The following is a 19,457-nucleotide window of genomic DNA, read 5'->3' on the forward strand; positions in this document are numbered from 1 at the left end:
CGATCGGGTCTCGGAGGATTCGTCCGCGAGTGCCGTCGCAACCGTAGCGGCTCGGAACACCGCCACTTGCCGATTTGCGCCAAGTCCTTGCGGAAACCCGGCAGACACCGCACGGACCGGAGGTATCGGCTCAGGCCTGCAGGCGGCTCTTCACGTCGCCGAGGCTGGCGCGGACGAGATCCTGCGCAGCCGCACCTTGAAGCCGCTCGCGCAGCAGGGTTTCCGACACTTTCACCGCCGCGTCCGCGGCAGCAGCGCGGACCTGGGCGGAGGCCTGGGCCTCAGCCTGGGCAATCTTCGCCTCGGCCGCCTTCGTCCGGCGGGCGACGAAGTCGTTGAGGCGGGCGTGGCCCTCGGCGGCGATGCGCTCGGCATCCTCGCGAGCGGATGCGACGATCGCCTCGGCCTCACGCTCGGCCTCGGTACGGCGGCGCTTGTAGTCGGCGAGCACGGCCGCGGCCTCTTCGCGCAGGCGGCGGGCCTCGTCGAGCTCGTGGCGCACGCGCTTGGCGCGGCTGTCGAGCCCGCTCGTCATCATCGAGAAGCCGCCGACCCGCCAGACGATGACCAGGAACGCCACGAAGGCGACGGCGACCCAGAATTCCGCGGTCAACAGCATGTCGGTCTCAAACCCTTGGTCGGCCTTCCGCCCGGCCAGGCCGGAGCGGGGTCGGTTCGGATGGGGGAGGGGCCGGCGCGACGCCGGCCCTCAGGTCAGTGGACGGCGGGCGTCGCGTCGAGGGCGCGGTTCAGACTGGCCTGGTCGGGCGCCTGGCCGGTCAGCCGCTCGACGATGGCCGAGGCGGTCTCGCCGGCGATGGTGCGGACGTTGCCCATGGCTTCGGTGGTGCGCGCCCGGATGGTCGCCTCTGAGGCGGCCAGTCGCTGGTTCAGCTCGGCCTCGAGGGTCTTGCGCTTGGCATCGGCTTCGGCCGAGAGGCCGTTGCGGGTCTCCTGGGCGATGGCCTGCGCCTTCGCCTGGGCCTCGCGCAGAGACTTCTCGTAGGCGGCGCCGGCGGCGTCGGCCTCGGCCTTCATCCGCTGCGCCTCGTTCAGATCGGACGAGAGCCGACCGGAGCGGTCATTGAGGATCGCCTCGATGCGCGGCAGCGCGACCTTGGACATCAGGTAGTAGAGCAGGCCGAACGCCAGCGCGAGCCAGATCAACTGCGAGAGGAAGGTGTGGCTCTCGAAGGGCGGGAAGGCGCCGCCATGGCCGCCGGAGGGCTGCTCGGTATGGGTATGGGGGCTCCCGGGCGGAACGATCTGCGTGTCCGCATTCGGGGAGGGGGTCGTGAGGGGATTCTTCTGCTCGGCCATGGCCCTGTCCGGTGACGTCGGAAGGCCGGCTCCGCGGGCGGAGCGGCCGGATCAACGAGCGAGGGCGTGCGAGGCGGGCTTGAAGCCGGCTCGCACGCCCTCGAAAGGCACGTCAGACGGCGAAGAGCAGCAGCAGCGCGACGAGCAGCGAGAAGATGCCGAGCGCCTCGGTGAGCGCGAAGCCCAGGAGGAGGTTGGTGCGCTGGCTGTCGGCGGCCGACGGGTTGCGAAGCGCGCCCGAGTAGAACTGGCCGAACAGGTTGCCGAGGCCGATGCTGGCGCCCGCCATGCCGAGGCAGGCGAGGCCGGCGCCGATGTACTTCGCAGCGACGGGATCCATGAAACACTCCTGAAGTTCGAACGGGGTTCGTTGTGGGCGGAAGGGTCCGGCCGGTTGGGATCAGTGGCCGGGGTGGAGGGCGTCGGCGAGATAGACCGCCGTCAGCGTCGCGAAAACGTAAGCCTGAAGGGCCGCGACGAGGAACTCGAGAGCCGTGAGCGCAATGGTGAGCGCGAGCGGCAGGGGCGAGAGCACGCCCCAGGCACCGGCGACCAGAAGCTGCACCACGAAGAAGGCGAAGATCTTCAGGGCGATGTGGCCGGCCAGGATGTTGGCGAAGAGACGGACCGAGAGGCTGATCGGCCGCGACAGGAACGACACGATCTCGATCGGCACCATGATGAGGAGCAGCGGCTTCGGCACGCCCGACGGCACAAACACGCCGAGGAAGTGGGTGCCGTGCTTGGCCACGCCGTAGATCACCACGGTCAGGATCACCACGAGCGCGAGGCCGAAGGTGACGATGAGGTGGCTGGTCACCGCGAAGGCGTAGGGGATCATCCCGAGGAGGTTCAGGATGAGCACGAACATGAACAGCGAGAAGACGAGCGGCAGGAAGCGCTTGCCGTCCGCGCCGGTCGCTTGGTGCACCGTGTCGGCGATGAACTCGTAGAGCGTCTCGGCCAGCGCCTGGAGACGGCCCGGGACGACCGAGCGCCCGGAGGTCGCCACGATGGTCAGCAGCGCGATGATGCCCACCGCCGCGAACATGTAGAGAGCCGATTGCGTAAACGCGAGCTGCTGGTTGCCGATGTGACCCAGCGAGACGAGCGGCTGCAGCTCGAACTGGTGGATCGGGTCGATACTGACCGCCATGTGCCCGCTTCCGCCCCTTTGTGTGTCGCGCGAGGAAGCCTTCGCGGCTCCCGTTCGTCGCGCGTCGCCCTTACACGATGCCGGGCGAGTCTCAAGACCCCTGAGGCGTCTCGGCGACCCTTACCGACGAACTTTCTCAGTTTTTCTTGCCGCTGAAGCCGCTGACCCGCATGACGTTGTAGATCCCCGTCACGAAGCCCAGCATCAGCAGCACGATCATCCCCCACGGCTTGGTACCGAAGAGATGATCGACGATGTATCCGAGGATCCCACCGGCGATCACGCCCGCGATGAACTCGGTCGAGAGCCGCATGGCCTGACCGAGTTGAGCCGAGCCGCCGGACGCGCTGTTGCGCGCACGCTCGGATGAAGCGACCTTCGGCCGCTTCCCCTCGAGCTGCGTCTCGAGACGTTTGAGCCTCGCGGAGAGATCGCCGTCGGCGGGAGCCTTTTCCGGCCCGCTCCCCTCGCCTGAAGGATCACCGCTCACGGGCGACCCCACATGTCGTCGGGAGCGGAAGGAACCGGCCTGTCCCCTCGGCGCGGCGCACCATAGTTTCGCCAACCTTGAGTGTCAAGGCGACCGGAGGGGTCATCAAGCTGTTGATAAAACAACATAATCTTTGTTTTTCCACGGCCTTCCGGGAGCTGGCTTACGCCCCCAGGATCGGCTTGATGATCTTCTCCAGCTCCTCGATCGAGAGGGCGCCGGCGCGCTTCTCGCCGTTGATGAAGAAGGTCGGCGTCGATTCGACCTTGAGGGTTTCGAGCCCGCGGGTCTTGACCGCGTTGATGGCCGAGTAGGTCTTCTGATCCTTCAGGCAGGCCTCGAACTTCTCCTTCGAGAAGCCGGCCTGACGCAGGAGCTGCTCCATGGCATCGACCGGCGATTGCGGCTTGCGCACGAAGGCCCAGTTCTGCTGCTGGTCGAACAGCAGGTCGGTGATCGGATAGTATTTCGCCTCGCCGTCGCAGCGCGCCAGCATGAAGGCGGCGGTGGCGAGCGGATCGAGAGGGAACTCGCGCAGGGTGAAGCGCACCTTGCCTGTATCGATGTAGCGCTCCTTCAGCACCGGCCACGTCGTCGCGTGGAAATGGGCGCAGTGCGAGCAGGTCATCGAAGCGTATTCGATGATTGTCACCTTGGCATCCGGCGGCCCGAGCCAGACGTCGCCGAGGGGCCCAGGCTGCATCAAGGCGGCCGTATCGGCCGATTGCGCCAGAGCCTCAAGGGACAGGGACGGCAGCAGGGCGGCAGTGCCGATGGCAAGGCCGGTCAGTTTCAGGGCGTCGCGCCGGGTGATCATGGCAGGGCGGGCTCCGTTCGCGGGCCGCATTCGGCCCGATACCGCGCTATAGGACGGATCGGCTCCATCCGGCCGAGGGGCGCGTCGCCGCACGGCCTTTGTCGCAGCCGCTTATCACGCTGCGCCGCCGCCCGCACGCCCCACGATCCCACCCTTCGTTGTTCCTATCGCCGCGCCACCACGGCGATGCCGAGCCGATCGAGAGCGTCGCGCAGGCGTTCCTCCTCAATGCGCGCCACCGCCAGCGCCACCTCTCCGCGCCGCGCCGGGTCGAGCATTTTTTGCGGGGCGCGGCGGGCGGGCCGCTGCAACCGGTCCTGACGCAACACGATCTTGCCGATGCACGCCCAGCCGTAATGCGCGTTGACGCGCTGGATCACGACCGGCGCAAGGTGCTGCAGGTCGAGGGCAAAGGCGCCTTCCACGCGCACCACCAGCGTGCCGGGCTCCGGCCGGCCCTCGGCGTCGCGGCGGGCGCGGCGCGGCCATTCGAGTTTGACCGGCTGGCAGGCCCCGGCGAGCCGGGCTCCGACGATGTCCGGCCACGCGGCCAGGATGTCGGACGAGGCGAAGCCCTGCGCGGCAAAGGCGGGGCCGATGCAGCCCTCGATCAGTTCGCTCAGCGGTTTGACGCGCGCCATCGGCTTTCCGGAACACTAGGGCGGGGTGACGGGCACGCCGCAGCCGTGATCCTACCCGAATTGCGCCCCCCGCGGGAGTCGGCACCGGCGCGGGACGGAGCGGCGGCACGGCGGCGTCACTTTTCGGCAATCGCTCCGAGGGCGACCCGAAGCCGCTTTTTCCGCACCCGCGCTCCCGCTATGGACGGGACATGCCCGCCGCCTCGGCCGCCGACCTCCTCGCCTGGTACGACCGTCATCGCCGGGCGCTGCCCTGGCGCGCGCTTCCGGGCGAGACCCCCGCCCCCTACCGGGTCTGGCTCTCCGAGGTCATGCTGCAGCAGACCACCGTCACGGCGGTGAAGCCGTACTTCGAAAAGTTTCTGGCCTTGTTTCCAAGCGTGGCGGCGCTCGCCGCCGCGCCGGAAGAGGCGGTGATGTCGGCCTGGGCCGGGCTCGGCTATTACTCCCGCGCGCGCAACCTGCATGCCTGCGCCAAGGCCGTCGCCGCCACAGGGTGCTTTCCCGACACGGAAGAAGGCCTGCGCAAGCTGCCCGGCATTGGCGCCTACACGGCCGGCGCCATCGCCGCGATCGCCTTCGACCGGCCGGCGGCGGCCGTCGACGGCAATGTCGAGCGGGTCATGAGCCGCCTGCACGCCATCGAGACGCCGCTTCCCGCCGCCCGCGCGCAGATCCGCCTGTTCACGCAGGCGCTGGTGCCGGAGCGGCGGCCGGGCGATTTCGCGCAGGCGCTGATGGATCTCGGCGCGACGCTGTGCACCCCGAAGCGGCCGGCCTGCGCCCTCTGCCCCTGGATGCGGCCCTGCCGCGCCCGGGCCGAGGGTTTGCAGGAGACGTTTCCGCGTAAAGTGAAGAAGGAGAAGGGGATCTTGCGAAAGGGCGCGGCCTTCGTCGCGCTGCGGGCCGGCGACGAGGCGGTCCTGCTGCGCACGCGGCCGCCGGAAGGCCTGCTCGGCGCCATGGCCGAACCGCCAACAAGCGATTGGCTGCCCGATTACGATCCGGCCAAGGGCCTGCTCGACGCGCCGCTCGATGCCCGCTGGAAGCGCCTGCCCGGCGTGGTGAAGCACGGCTTCACCCATTTTCCGCTCGAACTGACGGTGTTTCTCGCCCGCGTCGCGGCGGACACGAAGCCGCCGGAGGGCATGCGCTTCACCCCCCGCGACGCGCTGGACGCCGAACCGCTGCCCGGCGCGATGAAGAAGGTGCTCGCCCACGCGCTCAGCGGGCCGGTGCCGCTCGCCGCGCCTGTGGCGAAGCCGCCGCCCGAGCCTGATCTCGCCACGCTGCCCGAGCCCGAGCCGCCGCCGCGGCGCGGGCCGATCCCGAAGCCCGCCTCGTCGCGGCCCTCGGATCTGGCGCGGATCGTGAAGAAGGCGCCCAAGCCCGTTCGGACACGATAAGAAGAAGATGCAGGGCTCTGCCCTGCACCCGCGAAAGGACTTGTCCTTTCGAAACCGAGACGAGCGCTAAGCCCCGGCTTGGCCCCGCATCTCAGTCCGAAAATCGTCGATGCAGACGAGTTTTCCGCCGCGCTCGGCGTGCCAGAATGTCCATCCGTTGCAGGCGGGCAGGCCCTGCACCAGAGCGCCGACCTTGTGGATCGACCCCATCGCCGGCCCGACGCTGAGCTGGCCGTCCGGCCGCACCGTCGCCCGGAAGCGGCGGCGCTCGTCGGTCAGCGTCTCGCCGGCCCGAACATGGCCGGCCTCGACCACGCTCAGGAACGGGATGCGCGGCTCGGCCCGCTTCGGGGTGGCGAGCGCCAGTGAGGCAGACGACAGAGTCTCGATGCTCTCGATCCGGGCGCGTGCCGCGGCGGCGTAGGTCGGGTCGCGCTCGCAGCCGATGAAGTGACGCCCGAGCCGCTTCGCCACGGCGCCGGTCGTGCCGGTGCCGAAGAACGGGTCGAGCACCACGTCGCCGGGATTGGTCGCCGCCAGCAGCGTGCGGGCAAGCAGGGCCTCCGGCTTCTGGGTCGGGTGGACCTTGCGGCCGGCCGCGTCCTTCAGCCGCTCCTCGCCCGTGCAGAGCGGAATGAACCAGTCAGAGCGCATCTGAAGGTCTTCGTTGCCGGCCTTCAGGGCGTCGTAGTGAAATGTGTACCTCGCTTGCGGCGAGCGCGAGGCCCAGATCAGGGTCTCGTGCGCGTTGGTGAAGCGCTTGCCGCGGAAATTCGGCATCGGGTTGGCCTTGCGCCAGACGATGTCGTTCAGAATCCAGTAACCGAGATCCTGCAACGCGCTGCCGACCCGGAAGATGTTGTGGTACGAACCGATGACCCACAGGGTTGCGTTCGGCTTCATCACGCGGCGCGCGGACTTGAGCCAGGCGCGGGTGAACGCGTCGTAGGCTTCGAAGCTGGAAAACTTGTCCCAGTCGTCGTCGACGGCATCGACCACGCTCTGATCGGGACGGGTCAGGCCCGCCTCGCCGAGCTGGAGGTTGTAGGGCGGGTCGGCGAAGACGCAGTCGACGCTTTCCGCCGGGAGACGATCCATGGCGGCGATACAGTCGCCGATCAGGATTTCGTCGAGGGGTAGGGTGTTGGGGAGACGCTGAACGGAGGGTGCGAGACCCATCCGCGGCGCCGACGCGATCCGCCCGGTACGCGAGACCTGATTCCGGGCGGTGACGCCGACGACCGCGGTACGCGGGGAAGCCATGGCAAACACCGGTTACGCGACTGACACCGGGACCATGCCGCGATCACGGTAAAGGTCGGGTTTGCCGTCGTCGTACGGTTGCGTCTCGTTATGGGGCGGCAGTTTTTGCCGCCCTCTCCCATGCAACAAATGCAAGGGTCTGCTGTCCGAGGGGCAGACGACAGCGACGGCTCGCCCCAGGCTTTCGCGACGCGCCGATGCACGCCGCCGAATGCTTGTTGCGCCAGTTTTGATATCCTGGAGACAAGACGCACCGGGATCGCACCAAGTAATCAATTCTTTCAGCGGCGGGGTGGACGAGAGCGGCGACGGATAGTCTTAACAGTCACCTAACGCCGGGAACAAAATCCCTGTCTTATTTTGGCCGAGATCGGGCTCATTTTCCGCGGTGCTCAACGCACATCGCAAATAACAAGGGAATGCGATTTTCGATGAAGGTTTCCAACCGGACCGCTGCCGCCTGCCTCGTGACCGTCATCGGCGCCTTCGCGACGCTGCCTGCCCAGGCCCAGAGCGGCCAGGCCTCCTGGTACGGAAGCGGCCGGAAGACAGCGAACGGCGAGCGTTTCAACCCCAACGGATACACCGCCGCCCACCGCAGCCTGCCCTTCGGCACGCGCGTTCGCGTCACGAACCGCTCCAACGGCCGCTCCGTCGTCGTTCGCATCAACGATCGCGGCCCGTTCGTCGGCGGCCGGGTGATCGATCTCGCCCGCGGCTCGGCCCGTGCCATCGGCATGTCGGGCACCAGCTACGTCTCGCTCAACGTGGTGCGCTGACGGCGCGAGGCCACCCGAGCGCCGCCGCAACCGGCGCCGACGCGCCGAGCGTTGCCGGGGAACCGACCCGTTCCCATAATTGTCTCTTGAGATGACGTGAGGCCCGGATCATCGATCCGGGCCCACGCTTTGAGGAGAGGAGAAGGGTCGAGATGGCGAAGCCGATGGTGGTCGAGATTCCGCACGAACTCGGCCGCGACGAGGCCCGGCGGCGCATCGACGAGGGCACCACCCGCGTGCGCGAGGCGCTCGGCAAGAGCGGCATCGCCATCAACACGCTGAACTGGACCGGCGACCGGCTCGACTACTCGGTGACGGCCCTGGCGCAGACCGTGGACGGCCAGATCGACGTCGGCCAGGACGTGGTGCGCGTCGAGGTGCGCATGCCGCTGCTCTTGTCGATGTTTGCACAGAAGATCCAGAAGATCGTCGGCAAGGAAGGCAACAAGCTCCTCCTGACCAAGAAGTAGCGGAACCCGCCCGCCCGCTCTCCGTTGGCCCGGACGGCGGCGCGATGGACGCATCGTCAGCGAGGCGCTCAACGATGGCTAATCCCGGATCGATCCCGGAAACCCCCACACCCGGCCCCGAGATCCCGAGCCCGGGACCGGAGACGCCCGGCCCCGCCACGCCCGACACGCCGCAGATCCCCGAACCGGGTCCCGGCCCCGAGATCCCCGGCGGAATGCCCGCGGAGGCGCCCGGCAACGTGCCGACCGAGATACCGGTCGAGAGCCCCGGCCTCCCCGATTCGACCCCCACGGGGCCGGCCAACCCGACCGCCTGAGGCGTCCGTTGTTCCGGGCTGCGGCTGCTGCCATAAGCCCGGCATGGCCGCTCCCCCGCTTCTCACCCTTCAGGATGTCGCGCTCACCTTCGGCGGCACGCCGCTGATCGAGCGGGCCGAGCTGACGATCGCATCCGGCGACCGCACCTGCCTCGTCGGCCGCAACGGTTCGGGCAAGTCGACCCTGATGCGCATCGCCGCGGGGCTGGTCGAGCCGGACCGGGCCGTGCGCTTCGTCCAGCCCGGCACCACGATCCGCTACCTCGCGCAGGAGCCGGATTTCTCCGGCTTCGAGACGACCCTGGCTTTCGCGGAATCCGGTCTTGCGCCGGGCGACGACGCCCACCGCGCCCGCTACCTTCTGGAGAGCCTGGGACTCGACGGCAGCGAGGATCCGCGCCGATTGTCGGGCGGCGAGGCACGCCGGACGGCGCTGGCCCAGGCGCTCGCGCCCGAGCCCGACATCCTGCTTCTCGACGAGCCGACCAACCACCTCGACCTGCCGGCCATCGAGTGGCTGGAAAACGAGCTGAAGCGCACCCGCTCGGCCCTCGTCCTCATCAGCCACGACCGCCGCTTCCTCTCGTCCCTGTCGCGCGCCACCGTCTGGCTCGACCGCGGCGTGACGCGGCGGATCGAGCAGGGCTTTTCGAGCTTCGAGGCATGGCGCGACGCCTTCTTCGAGGAGGAGGAGCGCGACAAGCACAAGCTCGACCGAAAGATCGCCGACGAGGAGCACTGGCTGCGATACGGCGTCACCGCCCGGCGCAAGCGCAACGTGCGCCGGCTCGCCGATCTGCAGAACCTGCGCAAGCAGAGCCGCGAGCACCGCCGACCTGTGGGTCAGGCGGTGCTGACCGCGAGCGAGGGCGAGGCCTCGGGCACGCTGATCGCCGAAGCCAAGCACGTCTCGAAATCCTACGGCGAGCGCCGGATCGTCCACGACCTGACGCTGCGGGTGCTGCGCGGCGACCGACTCGGCATCGTCGGCCCCAACGGGGCGGGCAAGACCACGCTGATCAATCTGCTGACCGGCGCCCTCACGCCCGATTCGGGCGAGATGCGCCTCGGCACCGGCCTCAACATGGTCCATCTCGATCAGGCCCGCGCCGTCCTGGAACCCACCGCCACGGTCACGGAGGTTCTGACCGGGGGGCGCGGCGACAGCGTCACGGTGGGTGGGCGCAGCCGCCACGTGATCGGCTATCTCAAGGACTTCCTCTTCAGCCCGGAACAGGCGCGCACGCCGGTGAGCGTGCTCTCGGGCGGCGAGCGCAACCGGCTGCTGATCGCCCGGGCGCTGGCCCAACCCTCCAACCTGCTCGTGCTCGACGAGCCCACCAACGACCTCGACCTCGAGACCCTCGACCTGCTGCAGGAGATGCTCGGCGACTATGCCGGCACCCTGATTCTGGTCAGCCACGACCGCGACTTCCTCGATCGCGTCGCCGGCAATGTCCTGGTCAGCGAGGGGGAGGGGCGCTGGGTCGAATATGCCGGCGGCTACACCGACATGCTCGGCCAGCGCGGACGCGGCGTGGAGGCCCGCAGCGACGGGCGGGACAAGGCTGCCCGCGACCGCCCCGAGCCGCGGGAAAAGGCGCCGCGGGCTGAATCTCCTCAGACGCGGACCAAGCTCGGTTTCAAGGAGCAGCACGAGTTGAAGACGCTGCCGACGCGCATGGCCGAACTGGAGGCGGGAATCGCCAAGCTGCGCGAGGTCCTGGCCGATCCAGGCCTGTATGGTCGCGATCCCGGACGCTTTCAGAAGGCGACAGCGATGCTCGGTGCCGCGGAGACCGAACTCGCCGCCGCCGAGGAACGCTGGCTCACCCTGGAGATGCAGCGCGAGGCGCAGGGCGGCTGACCGCCTCCGCTCCGCTCATCAGTCTCACCGCGCCGGGGCCGAGATCATCCTCCGCCTCACCTTGTAAGCGGGGAAAACTTTTCGTTTCGACAGGGATTAAGTTGCGGGGCTGCAACAGACGGCAGCGAAGCCACTTTGTGACACCTCCAAGACTGTTATGCCTGTTGCCCGTACGGCAACGCTCGACCATGGTGCCGCTGCGAACGGGATAACCCCGCTGCGGCTTGGCCAACACCCGAGTGGGAAGGCCCAAGCTCCAAGGGAAACAAGGACTGGCCGGGTCGCTCTCAGCGATGGGATCCCGACCAAAACAGAAGTCCGATCCCGTGGGTCTCGAAACTTCTGGAGGGTTTACCATGAAGCTCGTGAAGAGCCTTCTCCTTGGATCGGCAGCGGGGCTGACCATCGTGGGTGGGGCTCAGGCCGCCGACCTGCCGGTGAAGAAGGCCGCTCCGATTGAGTACGTCCGGGTCTGCACCGCCTACGGCGCCGGCTTCTTCTACATCCCGGGAACCGACACCTGCCTTCGCATCTCCGGCCGCGCCCGCGCCGAGTATGGCTACATCGGCAGCGATAACCGCCGTGTCGTCGGCGGCGGCGATCTCTCGGGCTTCGTCGGCCTTGCCCGCTTCGCCTTCGACACCCGCACCCAGACCGGCTACGGCACCCTGCGCGCCTTCCTTCGCGTCGACATGGCGAGCCGCACCGGCCACACCAAGCTCTCCTCCGGCACGAACCTGCGCGGCGGCTACGCCTTCTCCGGCACCGGCCAGGATGCCTTCGGCCGCATCCAGAACTTCGTCAACGTCGACAAGGCGTTCATTCAGTTCGCCGGCCTGACCGCCGGTCGCGCCTCCTCGTTCTACGACTTCTACGCCGCCGACTACGAGATCATCGGCTCCTCGCTCGGCTCCAACATGCCGTCGACCAACCTGCTCGCCTACACGCAGAAGTTCGGCGACGGCTGGACCGCCACGATCTCGATGGAAGATCCGAACTACCGCAAGAACCCGATCTACTCCGACGCCGTCCCGGCGGCGGCGGCGGGCGCGGGCACGGGTGCCCTCTCGCAGGTCCTCACCACCGCTCCGACCCCGATCATCCTCGGCACCAACGCCGCCGGCGATGCCACCGCGGTCGCCTTCATCGACGCCGTTCAGCGCTCGCGCCTGCCCGACTTCGTCGGCTCGCTGCGCTACGACGCTCCGTGGGGTTCGGCTCAGCTCTCCGCCGCCGTGCGCGAGATCAACACCGGCGGCTACCTCTCCGTGCTCGGCGTTCCCGGCACCGGCGCGGTGCAGACCGCCAACACCCAGAACCTGCTCGCGGCTCGCGGCCTCGGCGGCGGCGTCGGTCAGACCGAGTACGGCTGGGCGGTCCAGGCGGGTGCGAAGTTCAACCTGCCCTTCATCGCCCCCGGCGACGGCTTCTATCTCCAGGGCTCGTACGGCGAGGGTGCCTCGTTCTACACCGGCATCAACCGCTTCACCGCCGGCTACCTGAGCAGCGCCTCGGTCTATGCCGGCAACCCGTTCAACCAGTTCCTCTCCGACGCGGTGGTCAACCCGCTGACCGGCCGGACCGAGCTGTCCACCAGCTTCACGGTGGTGGGCTCGTACCTCCACTACTGGTCGCCCGAGTGGCGTTCGGCCTTCTACGCCAGCTACGGTGAGATGTGGTTCCCGACGGGCGCCCGCCAAGCCATGAGCCAAGCCAACTCGATCGTCGGCAGCCCCTCGACCGTCGCACCGCCGTCCTACATCACGAACAACCTCGGCTATAACCTCAGCCAGTCGCTCCGTGACACCTACCAGGTCGTCACCGGCGCGAGCCTGATCTGGTCGCCGGTGAAGGATCTCGATATCGGCGTCGAGGGCCAGTACATCAAGACGGGCGTCAAGAACGGCCGCGTCTCCGACGGCGACAAGGGCGGCTTCGTGGCGAACGTCCCGACCCGCACCGTCAGCAGCGAGGACGTGTTCCAGGCCCGCTTCCGCGTGCAGCGCGACTTCTAAGTCGAACCTGCGGCAGGCCACGCGCCTGCCGCTCGCAATCATCGGTCTCCCGCTTGCTCGGGAGCCGAAAACGACGAAAATCCTCCAGACCCCGGCTTCGCGGCCGGGGTTTTTTCTTGATCATACGTGAGCCGGATCGGTTGCGCCGGTCCACGATGGCGGGCAGGGCGCCCGGCCTTCAAAGCGCCCCGATGCGCGTGTCTCCTGATCATCATCGCCGGCCGTCGAGGAGGTCGAGCCCATGTCCGCGCCTTCGCTTCCGCCGTCATCACCGCCGCACGGCGCGCCGTCACGCTCACGCCTGGTCCGCGCCGGCTGGCTCGTCGGTGTTCCCATCCTCCTGCTGATCGCCGTGGCGGCTTCCTCGCTCGGCCTGTCGCGCGTCAGCGCCCGCCTGGAGCGGCAGGCCTCCGCGATCGCCGCCGGCACCGGGGACGGGCAGCCCGAGCCGTGGCTGCGGGTCTCGGTGACCGGCCGCGACCTGACCGCATCGGGCGAGGCGCCGGAAGCTTCGCAGCGCGAGGCGGTCGTCGGCCGGCTCGCCGCGATCGAGGGCGTCCGCCGCCTCACCGACCGGACCGGCGTGATCGAGGAAGTGTCCCCCTTCGTCTGGTCGGTGGAGCGGCCCGCGGTCGACAGGGTCGAGGTCAACGGCAGCCGCCCGGCCGAGGTCGGCGCCTTCGAGTTGGCGCAGCGGTTGAAGCCGGCCCTGCCGCGCGACGCCACCTTGAGCGATCACGCACGGGCCGCACGGGGTGCCCCGCGCGACTTCCCCGACGCGGCGGCCTTTGCCGTGGAGCGGCTTCAGGATCTCACCACCGGCGCCGTCGCCACGCTCAACGACACCGTCCTCTCGATACGCGGCGAGGCCGCCAGTCTCGCCGCCTACGACGCCCTGCGTACGGCGCTGGCCACGCCACCGCAGGGCTACACCCTCGGCACGGTCGAGATCACGCCGCCGGTCGTCGCGGATTTCCGCTTCGGCGTCACCCGTCGGCCGGATGGCAGCCTCGAACTCAACGGCCATGTCGCCTCCGAGGGAGCACGCGAAGAGATCCGTGCCGCCGCCGCTCAGGCCGCCGAGGGAGCCGCGGTCGATGACCGGCTTCACGATGCCCGAGGCCTGCCGCAGGGCGTCGATGGAGCGGCACTGGCCCGCTTCGTCTTCAAGCTCGCCGGGCTGCTGCACGAGGGACGCGTCGGCTTCGAGGGCGCGGTCATCTCGGTCGAGGGCAACGCCCTGGATCAAGCGGCGATCGCCGAGGCGGAAGGGCTGATGCGCGAGGCTCGCCCGGCCGGTGTCAGTGCGGGCCGGGTGGCGCTCACCGCCCGCCCCATCGTCCCCTACGTCCTGCGCATCCGCCGCGGCGCCGACAGCGTCACGGTGAGCGGCCATCTGCCCGATCAGGCGAGTCGCGAGGCGCTGCTGGCCCGGCTCAATCCTCGCTTCTTCCGCGAATCAATCGACGACCGCACACGCCTGGCTGCGGGCGCCCCGGCCGGCCTGGCGGCAGCGCTGGCCGCGGCGGTCGATCCGCTCTCGACGCTGGCCGGTGGTGAGTTGACGATCACCGGCACCGATCTGCGCCTCACCGGAACGAGCCTCTACCCGGAGAGCGCCGCCCGCCTCGGCCGGACGCTGCCGCAGGCGCTGCCGGCCGGCTGGAGCGCGACCGTCACGATCGCATCCGACGACAAGCCGGCGGTCACGGCCGAGCCGGGCGCCTGCGGGCAGCGTCTGGCCGAGCGCACCGCCGGCCATCCCCTGCGCTTCGCTCCGGGCAGCACGGCGCTCGCACCGGAGTTCTACCCGGTTCTCGACGCGGTGGCGGCCTTGGCCCGCGCCTGTCCGGGCGGGCGGATCGAGGTCGTGGGCCATCTCGATCCGGCCGGGGCGAAACCCGAGGCGCAGGCCGATCCGGTCGCCGACGAGGCAGCGAAGGAGACGACTCCCAAACCCGCCAAGGCGAGCGCGAAGCCGGACCCGAAGAAGGACGCGAAGTCCAGGGCCGGCAAGGCGGAGCCGAAAGAAGCGGCCAAGGAGGCAGCCAAGTCTGAAGCGAAGCCCGAGCCCAAGCCCGAGAGGACCGAGGTCGAGCGGGCGGAGGCCGGCGCCGACCTCGCGCGGGCGCGAGCGCTCGCAGTGGTGGACTATCTCCAGAAGGCCGGCGTGCCGCTGGAGCGCGCCGCAGCGCCGACGGGGATGGCACCGCTCTCCGACCGGCAGGGCATCGGCCTCAGCCTGCGCTCATGATCCTCGTCTTCTTGTCGCTCTGGCCGGCGCTGGCGGCGGCGCTGGGGCTCGGCCTCGTCATCGGCGCGCTCACCGGCCTTCCGCGAGGCGGTCTCGCTATGGCGGCCGCCGGGCTTCTGCTCACGGGCCTTGCGATTCTGACAGGTCTGGCGGCGCTGCGAACGATGCCCGGTGCGCCCGGCCTCTGGATCGAATCGGGCGCGCTACTGCTAGGCGCTTACCTCGCGGGCTGCGTCCTGGGCGGGTTCGGGCGCTCCGTCTCCGGCCGTCCGCTCTGACGGGACGGCTGCCTCCGCCGACAGCCCCCAGATCCGCTGCTTGCGCCCGACGCCGCGCAGGGCGAATTCACCGACCGCGACGAGGGGGGTGGAGCAGCGCCGGGCGAAGGCATCCGAGAGGAGCAGCGGGTGCCCCAACTCATCGCAGAGCCGCTCGATCCGGCTCGCCTCGTTGATCGCGCGCCCGATCACCGTGAAATCGAGGCGCCGGTCGGTGCCGACATTGCCGGACACGACCCGCCCGTAATGGAGCACCATGTCCGCCTCCAGGGGCGGCAGGCCGTCCCGGCGGCGAGAGGCGTTCAGCCCGGCATTGCGCGTCAGCGCCTCCCGCGCCGCGTCGAGCGCACCGGCGCAGGCCGGGCAGGCGAGGGCGTCCGGCTCTGACACGGGGAAGACGGCGAGGAAGCCGTCGCCGAGAAACTTCGAAATCTCGCCGCCGTGGCGCTGCACCGGCTCGCCCAGCGCATCGAAATGCTCGTCAAGCCAGCCCACCACCTTCAGCGGATCGTCGCGATCCGCCACCGCCGTGAAGCCGCGCAGATCCGCGAGCAGGATCGCGGCGTGGACGACCGTGCTCTGCCCGCGCCGCATCTCGCCGGCGAGCACCCGCGCGCCCGTGGCCGGCCCGAGATAGGTGCCGAGCATCTCGCGCATGGTGTGCGACAGGCTCAGCTTGGCCGTGACCAGGGCAATCACCGGCACCAGCCCGGCGACCACCGCCTGCTCCACCTCGGTGAATCCGCCGGGACGGTCGGTGGCAAACGAGATGCCGACGCCTTCCATGGCGCTGCCGGGCGCGAAGGCGACAGCATGGAGTAGGTAATCGGTGGCACCCGCCTGCCTGAGCTCGCCGAGGAGCGGCAGATCGGGACACCCGTTCGATCGGTCGAGCCGCCAGCGCACGAAGGCGAGGTCGTTGGCCCGCAGCCAGCCGACGGGGCTGCGGGAGAACGTGTCCTCTCCCTCCGGCCCGTGCACGGTGGGAAAGAGCGCCATGCCCTGTCCGCGCCGCCACGCAAGGCTCACCCCACGAAAGACAGGATCGATCACCGGTACCGCGAGGCTGAGGCGCCAGAGCGGAAGCCCGGCGGCGATCAGCGCTTCGCAGAACTCGGCAATGATGGCGTCCGCATCGTCCGAGCCCGTTGCCCGCGCAATCAGGCGGGCCTCGACGCCGCGGAGGGCAGACTCGCAGATCGGATCCGTGGTGGCCATGGCGGGCCCATTCTATCGATGCTCGTGCCGCGATCCGAAAGCGTCAGGCGGCCATGCCTGTGGGAAATCGATTGCGCGGCTGCCTTGCCCGGGTGTCCCGAACCCTTCAACGGTGCAGCGGAACGCCAGGAACACCGACATGGACGACGTGACCGACCACACCTCTACCCTCGCGCGCCGGTTCGCCTTCCTGGCCGAGATCGACGGGCTCAAGGCGGTGCTCCGCCAGAACCGGACCGTCGGCGAGCGGCGGCGCGAGAATTCGGCCGAGCATTCCTGGCACCTGGCGATGTTCGCCCTCGTCCTCGGCGATCTCGCCCCCGGCCTCGATCTCGGCCGCGTCGTCGCGATGCTGCTCGTGCACGACATCGTCGAGGTCGATGCCGGCGACGTGCCGATCCACGGCGCCTACGACGCCGCCGCCCTGGCCCTAGTCGAGGCGGCGGCCGCCGAGCGGATTTTCGGGCTGCTCCCCGAGGCGCAACGCGACCTTTTCCGGGGCCTGTGGCGGGAGTTCGAGGCCGTGGAGACGGCGGAGGCCCGCTTCGCCAAGGCGCTCGACCGGCTGCAGCCGCTGCTGCTCAACACGCTGACCGAGGGCGGCACCTGGGCCGAGAACGGCCTCACCGAGGCGCAGGTGCTGGCGCGCTACCGACCGGTGATCGAGCGCGGCATCCCCGGCCTCTGGCCGTTCGTGGAGGCGATGGTTCGCCGCCACTACCAGGGCGGAAGCGCTACGGCGTGACCGGCTGCGCCTCGGCGCTCACGGCGGTGCGGGCGCCGCGGGCGAGATCGCGCTCGATCAGCAGGGCGCTCTTGCCGTCGAGACGGTTGCGGTAGACCTGCAGGTTCTCCATGACCCGCTGCACGTAGTTGCGCGTCTCGGTGAAAGGAATGCGCTCGACCCAGTCGATCGCGTCGACATCGGGCCGGCGCGGATCGCCGTAGGCGTCGATCCATTTCTTCACGTTGCCGCCGCCCGCGTTGTAGGAGGCGAAAGCGAGGATGTAGGAGCCCTTCCAGTCCTCCATCAGCTCCCCGAGATGCGCCTGTCCCAGTCGGGCGTTGTAGGCCGGATCGCTGGTGAGGCGGTCGGTCTCGTAGGAGGTCGAGACGCGCTTGGCCGTGCGCTGGGCGGTGGCCGGCATCATCTGCATCAGGCCGCGCGCACCGACACCGGACTGGGCGCGGGGATCGAACTGGCTTTCCTGCCGGGCGATGGCGAAGACCATGGCCCGCTCGACCTGCGGCACCGCTGTGAAGGTTTCGTAGTCCGGAATGCCGATGGTCGGGTAGGCGTGGGTGTCGAGCGCCAGTCCGCGTTGGGTGGCGAGCTTGCCGATGGCGACCAGCGCGCGGGCGTCACGCGCCTGCACCGCAGCCTCGCCCAGCGCGTTGACCTGCGCTTCCTCGGTCAGGGAGCGGGCGGCATCGATGTAGAGCGGCAGCGCCAGCTCCTTCATCTGGGCGGCGGCGAGGAGCTTCAGGCCGCGCATGAACAGCCGGTCGTCGAACGCGGCGCGGGCCGTCGGGCTCAACTCGGCGGCGCGGCGGAGCGGCAGGCTGTGCTGGCCGAGCCGGGCGCGGGCGAGCTGCCCGTAATAGGCGATCGGCTGGAGCGCGGCGCGCTCGTAGAACGCCTTGGCCTCGGCCGACTTGCCCGCAGCCTCCGCCGCGCGGCCCTGCCAGTAGGCGGCACGCGCCAGCGAAATCGGCGTCTCGGCGACGCTCGCGGCCTGCGCGAAGTGTTGCTCGGCCGCCGCCGGGTCGGTCATGAAGCGCAGCGCGATCCAGCCGGCATGGAACTCGGCCTCGATCCGCTTCTCGGAGGTGCGAGCGGAGTGGGCCGCGACCACGGCGTAGGCAGTCTTGGCATCGCCCGCATCCATCAGCTTGCGCGCGACGATGCGGCGCTCGACCCACCACGTGTCGCCGTCGGCGATGACGTCCGGGTTGGTGGGGGCGGAGAGCAGCACCTTGGCCGCCTCCGCCGCCTTGTCGGCGCGGCGGAAATACTGGGCCCGCGAGAGCAGGTAGGACGAATCGTTGCGAAGCGACGGCGGCACCGAGGCGAGGGCGGGGGCCGCCCCGGTCTTGCCCTGCACCGCCCGGCGGGCGCGCACGAGGCTGGCATAGGAGCCGCCGGCATACTCCGCCGCGCGGGCGGCCGTGGCCCAATCCTCCTTCAGGAGGGCGCGCTCCATCCGGTAGCGGTGGTCGATCACGGTCAGAACGCCGGGGAAGGCGTCGGTGACCTTACTCTCAAGGCTGCGTCCAAAGCTCTCCTCGCGCCAGAGGTCGTGGACGAGGTCGGCGGCATCCGCGTCGAGCCCGTCGGCGCGCAGCGCCAGCGCCAGCGCGAACTTACCCGGCGCGCTGGTCGGCCTCGCGGTGGCGAAGAACGCGCGCACCAAGCTTGAGCTCTTCTTCTCGGTGAGCAGCCGCTCCTCGGCGCGGCGGCGCAGCAAGGGGCCTGCCGGCCAATCGGGATTGGTGCGGGTGAAGGCGACGACGCGCTCGAAGCTGACACCGGCCCCGGCACGAATCGCCACCCATTCGAGCAGCGCCCGCGCCGCCGGATCGGTGAAGCCGGCGGCGAGCCGGTCGCCGTCGGTGACCTTGCCCTTGCGGTAGAGGTCGATCGCCTCGCGGAGCTGACCGAGATCGGTCTCGCCCGACGCGATCGGCCGGGCCGGGTCCGGCACCTCGGGGGAGGGGGCGGCGGGCGAGACGGCCGCGTCGGGCAACGGGAAGGCGACCGGGCCGTCCGATTCGGTGGAGGCGTAGGCCGAGGCCGCGGCGGGCAACGGCTTGTCGGAAGCGGCCTCGCCCGCACTCGGATCGAGCCGCAGCGCGTCGGCCGCGACCGGATCGGCGGCGGGGCCCCCGCCATCGCTGACTTGGCCTGCAGGCGCGGTGGCGTCGCTCGCCGGGGCGGCGGGCGCCGAGGCCGGTTGCGGATTGCGCAGCTCAACCGCCGTGCCGCGTTGCGGAAGCACGAGGGTGCCGGACAGGACGAGCCCGAGCAGCAGGGGCAGGGAGCGGGCGGGGAACGCCAAGGTCATCAGACACCCCGACACGGAGGCCAAGCCTTAAGCTGGGCTCCGGTCCGTTAAGATGGCATTAACTGCGCAAGCGAAGCGTTTGCGCGCGGGCTGGGGAGGGC

19 protein-coding genes are annotated in these 19,457 nt (G+C 69.8%); 9 read left to right on the top strand and 10 right to left on the bottom strand.

The annotated features are described in order from the left end of the window. Window positions 1–130 precede the first annotated feature (130 nt). The 7 genes from LPC10_RS15765 to LPC10_RS15795 all read right to left on the bottom strand — a co-directional run bounded on the left by LPC10_RS15765 (window position 131) and on the right by LPC10_RS15795 (window position 4,424). Window positions 131–616, bottom strand: coding sequence for an ATP F0F1 synthase subunit B (locus tag LPC10_RS15765; protein WP_231347067.1), 486 nt, complete (start codon window positions 614–616; stop codon window positions 131–133). Window positions 617–714: 98 nt separating this feature from the next. Then, window positions 715–1,320, bottom strand: coding sequence for a F0F1 ATP synthase subunit B (locus LPC10_RS15770; RefSeq protein WP_231343170.1), 606 nt, complete (start codon window positions 1,318–1,320; stop codon window positions 715–717). A gap of 112 nt (window positions 1,321–1,432) precedes the next feature. After that, on the bottom strand, window positions 1,433–1,660 hold the full coding sequence (locus LPC10_RS15775) for a F0F1 ATP synthase subunit C (RefSeq protein WP_012455237.1): 228 nt from the start codon (window positions 1,658–1,660) through the stop codon (window positions 1,433–1,435). 60 nt (window positions 1,661–1,720) lie between these two features. Continuing rightward, complete coding sequence (locus LPC10_RS15780; RefSeq protein WP_012455238.1) at window positions 1,721–2,476, bottom strand: F0F1 ATP synthase subunit A; 756 nt, start codon at window positions 2,474–2,476, stop codon at window positions 1,721–1,723. 136 nt (window positions 2,477–2,612) lie between these two features. Further along, entirely contained in the window at window positions 2,613–2,966 is a 354-nt protein-coding gene (locus tag LPC10_RS15785; protein WP_231343171.1) for an AtpZ/AtpI family protein, read from the bottom strand. A 163-nt stretch (window positions 2,967–3,129) separates the two neighbouring features. Further along, window positions 3,130–3,783 carry a DsbA family protein gene (locus LPC10_RS15790; RefSeq protein ID WP_231343172.1) on the bottom strand — a complete coding sequence of 218 codons (654 nt, stop codon included), beginning with the start codon at window positions 3,781–3,783 and terminating at the stop codon, window positions 3,130–3,132. Window positions 3,784–3,947: 164 nt separating this feature from the next. Further along, entirely contained in the window at window positions 3,948–4,424 is a 477-nt protein-coding gene (locus tag LPC10_RS15795) for a DUF721 domain-containing protein (protein ID WP_133090932.1), read from the bottom strand. A 191-nt stretch (window positions 4,425–4,615) separates the two neighbouring features. Between LPC10_RS15795 and mutY the strand changes: the two genes are divergently transcribed. Next, a complete protein-coding gene (gene mutY, locus LPC10_RS15800; protein WP_231343174.1) occupies window positions 4,616–5,830 on the top strand; it encodes an A/G-specific adenine glycosylase in 1,215 nt (404 codons plus the stop codon). Between the two features lie 66 nt (window positions 5,831–5,896). Here mutY and LPC10_RS15805 read toward each other — a convergent pair whose 3' ends face one another. Beyond that, window positions 5,897–7,093: a site-specific DNA-methyltransferase gene (locus LPC10_RS15805; protein ID WP_305080610.1), complete on the bottom strand. Its 1,197-nt coding sequence runs from the start codon at window positions 7,091–7,093 to the stop codon at window positions 5,897–5,899. Between the two features lie 431 nt (window positions 7,094–7,524). Between LPC10_RS15805 and LPC10_RS15810 the strand changes: the two genes are divergently transcribed. The 7 genes from LPC10_RS15810 (at window position 7,525) to LPC10_RS15840 (ending at window position 15,073) form a co-directional block, all read left to right on the top strand. Continuing rightward, entirely contained in the window at window positions 7,525–7,872 is a 348-nt protein-coding gene (locus LPC10_RS15810) for a septal ring lytic transglycosylase RlpA family protein (RefSeq protein ID WP_231343176.1), read from the top strand. Between the two features lie 152 nt (window positions 7,873–8,024). Next, the gene (locus tag LPC10_RS15815) at window positions 8,025–8,342 is read left to right on the top strand and encodes a polyhydroxyalkanoic acid system family protein (protein WP_017486427.1); all 318 of its coding nucleotides are present in this window, start codon (window positions 8,025–8,027) and stop codon (window positions 8,340–8,342) included. Between the two features lie 74 nt (window positions 8,343–8,416). Then, on the top strand, window positions 8,417–8,659 hold the full coding sequence (locus LPC10_RS15820) for a hypothetical protein (protein WP_231343177.1): 243 nt from the start codon (window positions 8,417–8,419) through the stop codon (window positions 8,657–8,659). A 43-nt stretch (window positions 8,660–8,702) separates the two neighbouring features. Further along, window positions 8,703–10,526: an ABC-F family ATP-binding cassette domain-containing protein gene (locus LPC10_RS15825; protein ID WP_231343178.1), complete on the top strand. Its 1,824-nt coding sequence runs from the start codon at window positions 8,703–8,705 to the stop codon at window positions 10,524–10,526. A gap of 356 nt (window positions 10,527–10,882) precedes the next feature. Beyond that, entirely contained in the window at window positions 10,883–12,541 is a 1,659-nt protein-coding gene (locus LPC10_RS15830) for a porin (protein WP_231343180.1), read from the top strand. Between the two features lie 241 nt (window positions 12,542–12,782). Next, window positions 12,783–14,795 (top strand): flagellar motor protein MotB, encoded by a 2,013-nt coding sequence (locus LPC10_RS15835; RefSeq protein ID WP_231343181.1) that lies wholly within the window; start codon window positions 12,783–12,785, stop codon window positions 14,793–14,795. Continuing rightward, window positions 14,792–15,073: a hypothetical protein gene (locus LPC10_RS15840; RefSeq protein ID WP_231343182.1), complete on the top strand. Its 282-nt coding sequence runs from the start codon at window positions 14,792–14,794 to the stop codon at window positions 15,071–15,073. The genes LPC10_RS15835 and LPC10_RS15840 overlap by 4 nt, the downstream gene beginning before the upstream one ends. Here LPC10_RS15840 and LPC10_RS15845 read toward each other — a convergent pair. Continuing rightward, window positions 15,005–16,291 (bottom strand): adenylate/guanylate cyclase domain-containing protein, encoded by a 1,287-nt coding sequence (locus LPC10_RS15845; RefSeq protein WP_231343183.1) that lies wholly within the window; start codon window positions 16,289–16,291, stop codon window positions 15,005–15,007. The genes LPC10_RS15840 and LPC10_RS15845 overlap by 69 nt on opposite strands. A 139-nt stretch (window positions 16,292–16,430) precedes the next feature. Here LPC10_RS15845 and LPC10_RS15850 point away from each other — a divergent pair, with 139 nt between their 5' ends. Continuing rightward, window positions 16,431–17,036, top strand: a complete 606-nt coding sequence (locus tag LPC10_RS15850) for an HD family hydrolase (protein WP_231343185.1) — start codon at window positions 16,431–16,433, stop codon at window positions 17,034–17,036. On the opposite strand, the gene LPC10_RS15855 is transcribed toward LPC10_RS15850, so the two are convergent. Then, window positions 17,026–19,350 (bottom strand): lytic transglycosylase domain-containing protein, encoded by a 2,325-nt coding sequence (locus LPC10_RS15855; RefSeq protein ID WP_231347069.1) that lies wholly within the window; start codon window positions 19,348–19,350, stop codon window positions 17,026–17,028. The two genes, LPC10_RS15850 and LPC10_RS15855, sit on opposite strands and share 11 nt — an antisense overlap. Window positions 19,351–19,457 lie beyond the last annotated feature (107 nt).

Source organism: Methylorubrum sp. B1-46 (genome assembly GCF_021117295.1).
Lineage (GTDB): Bacteria > Pseudomonadota > Alphaproteobacteria > Rhizobiales > Beijerinckiaceae > Methylobacterium.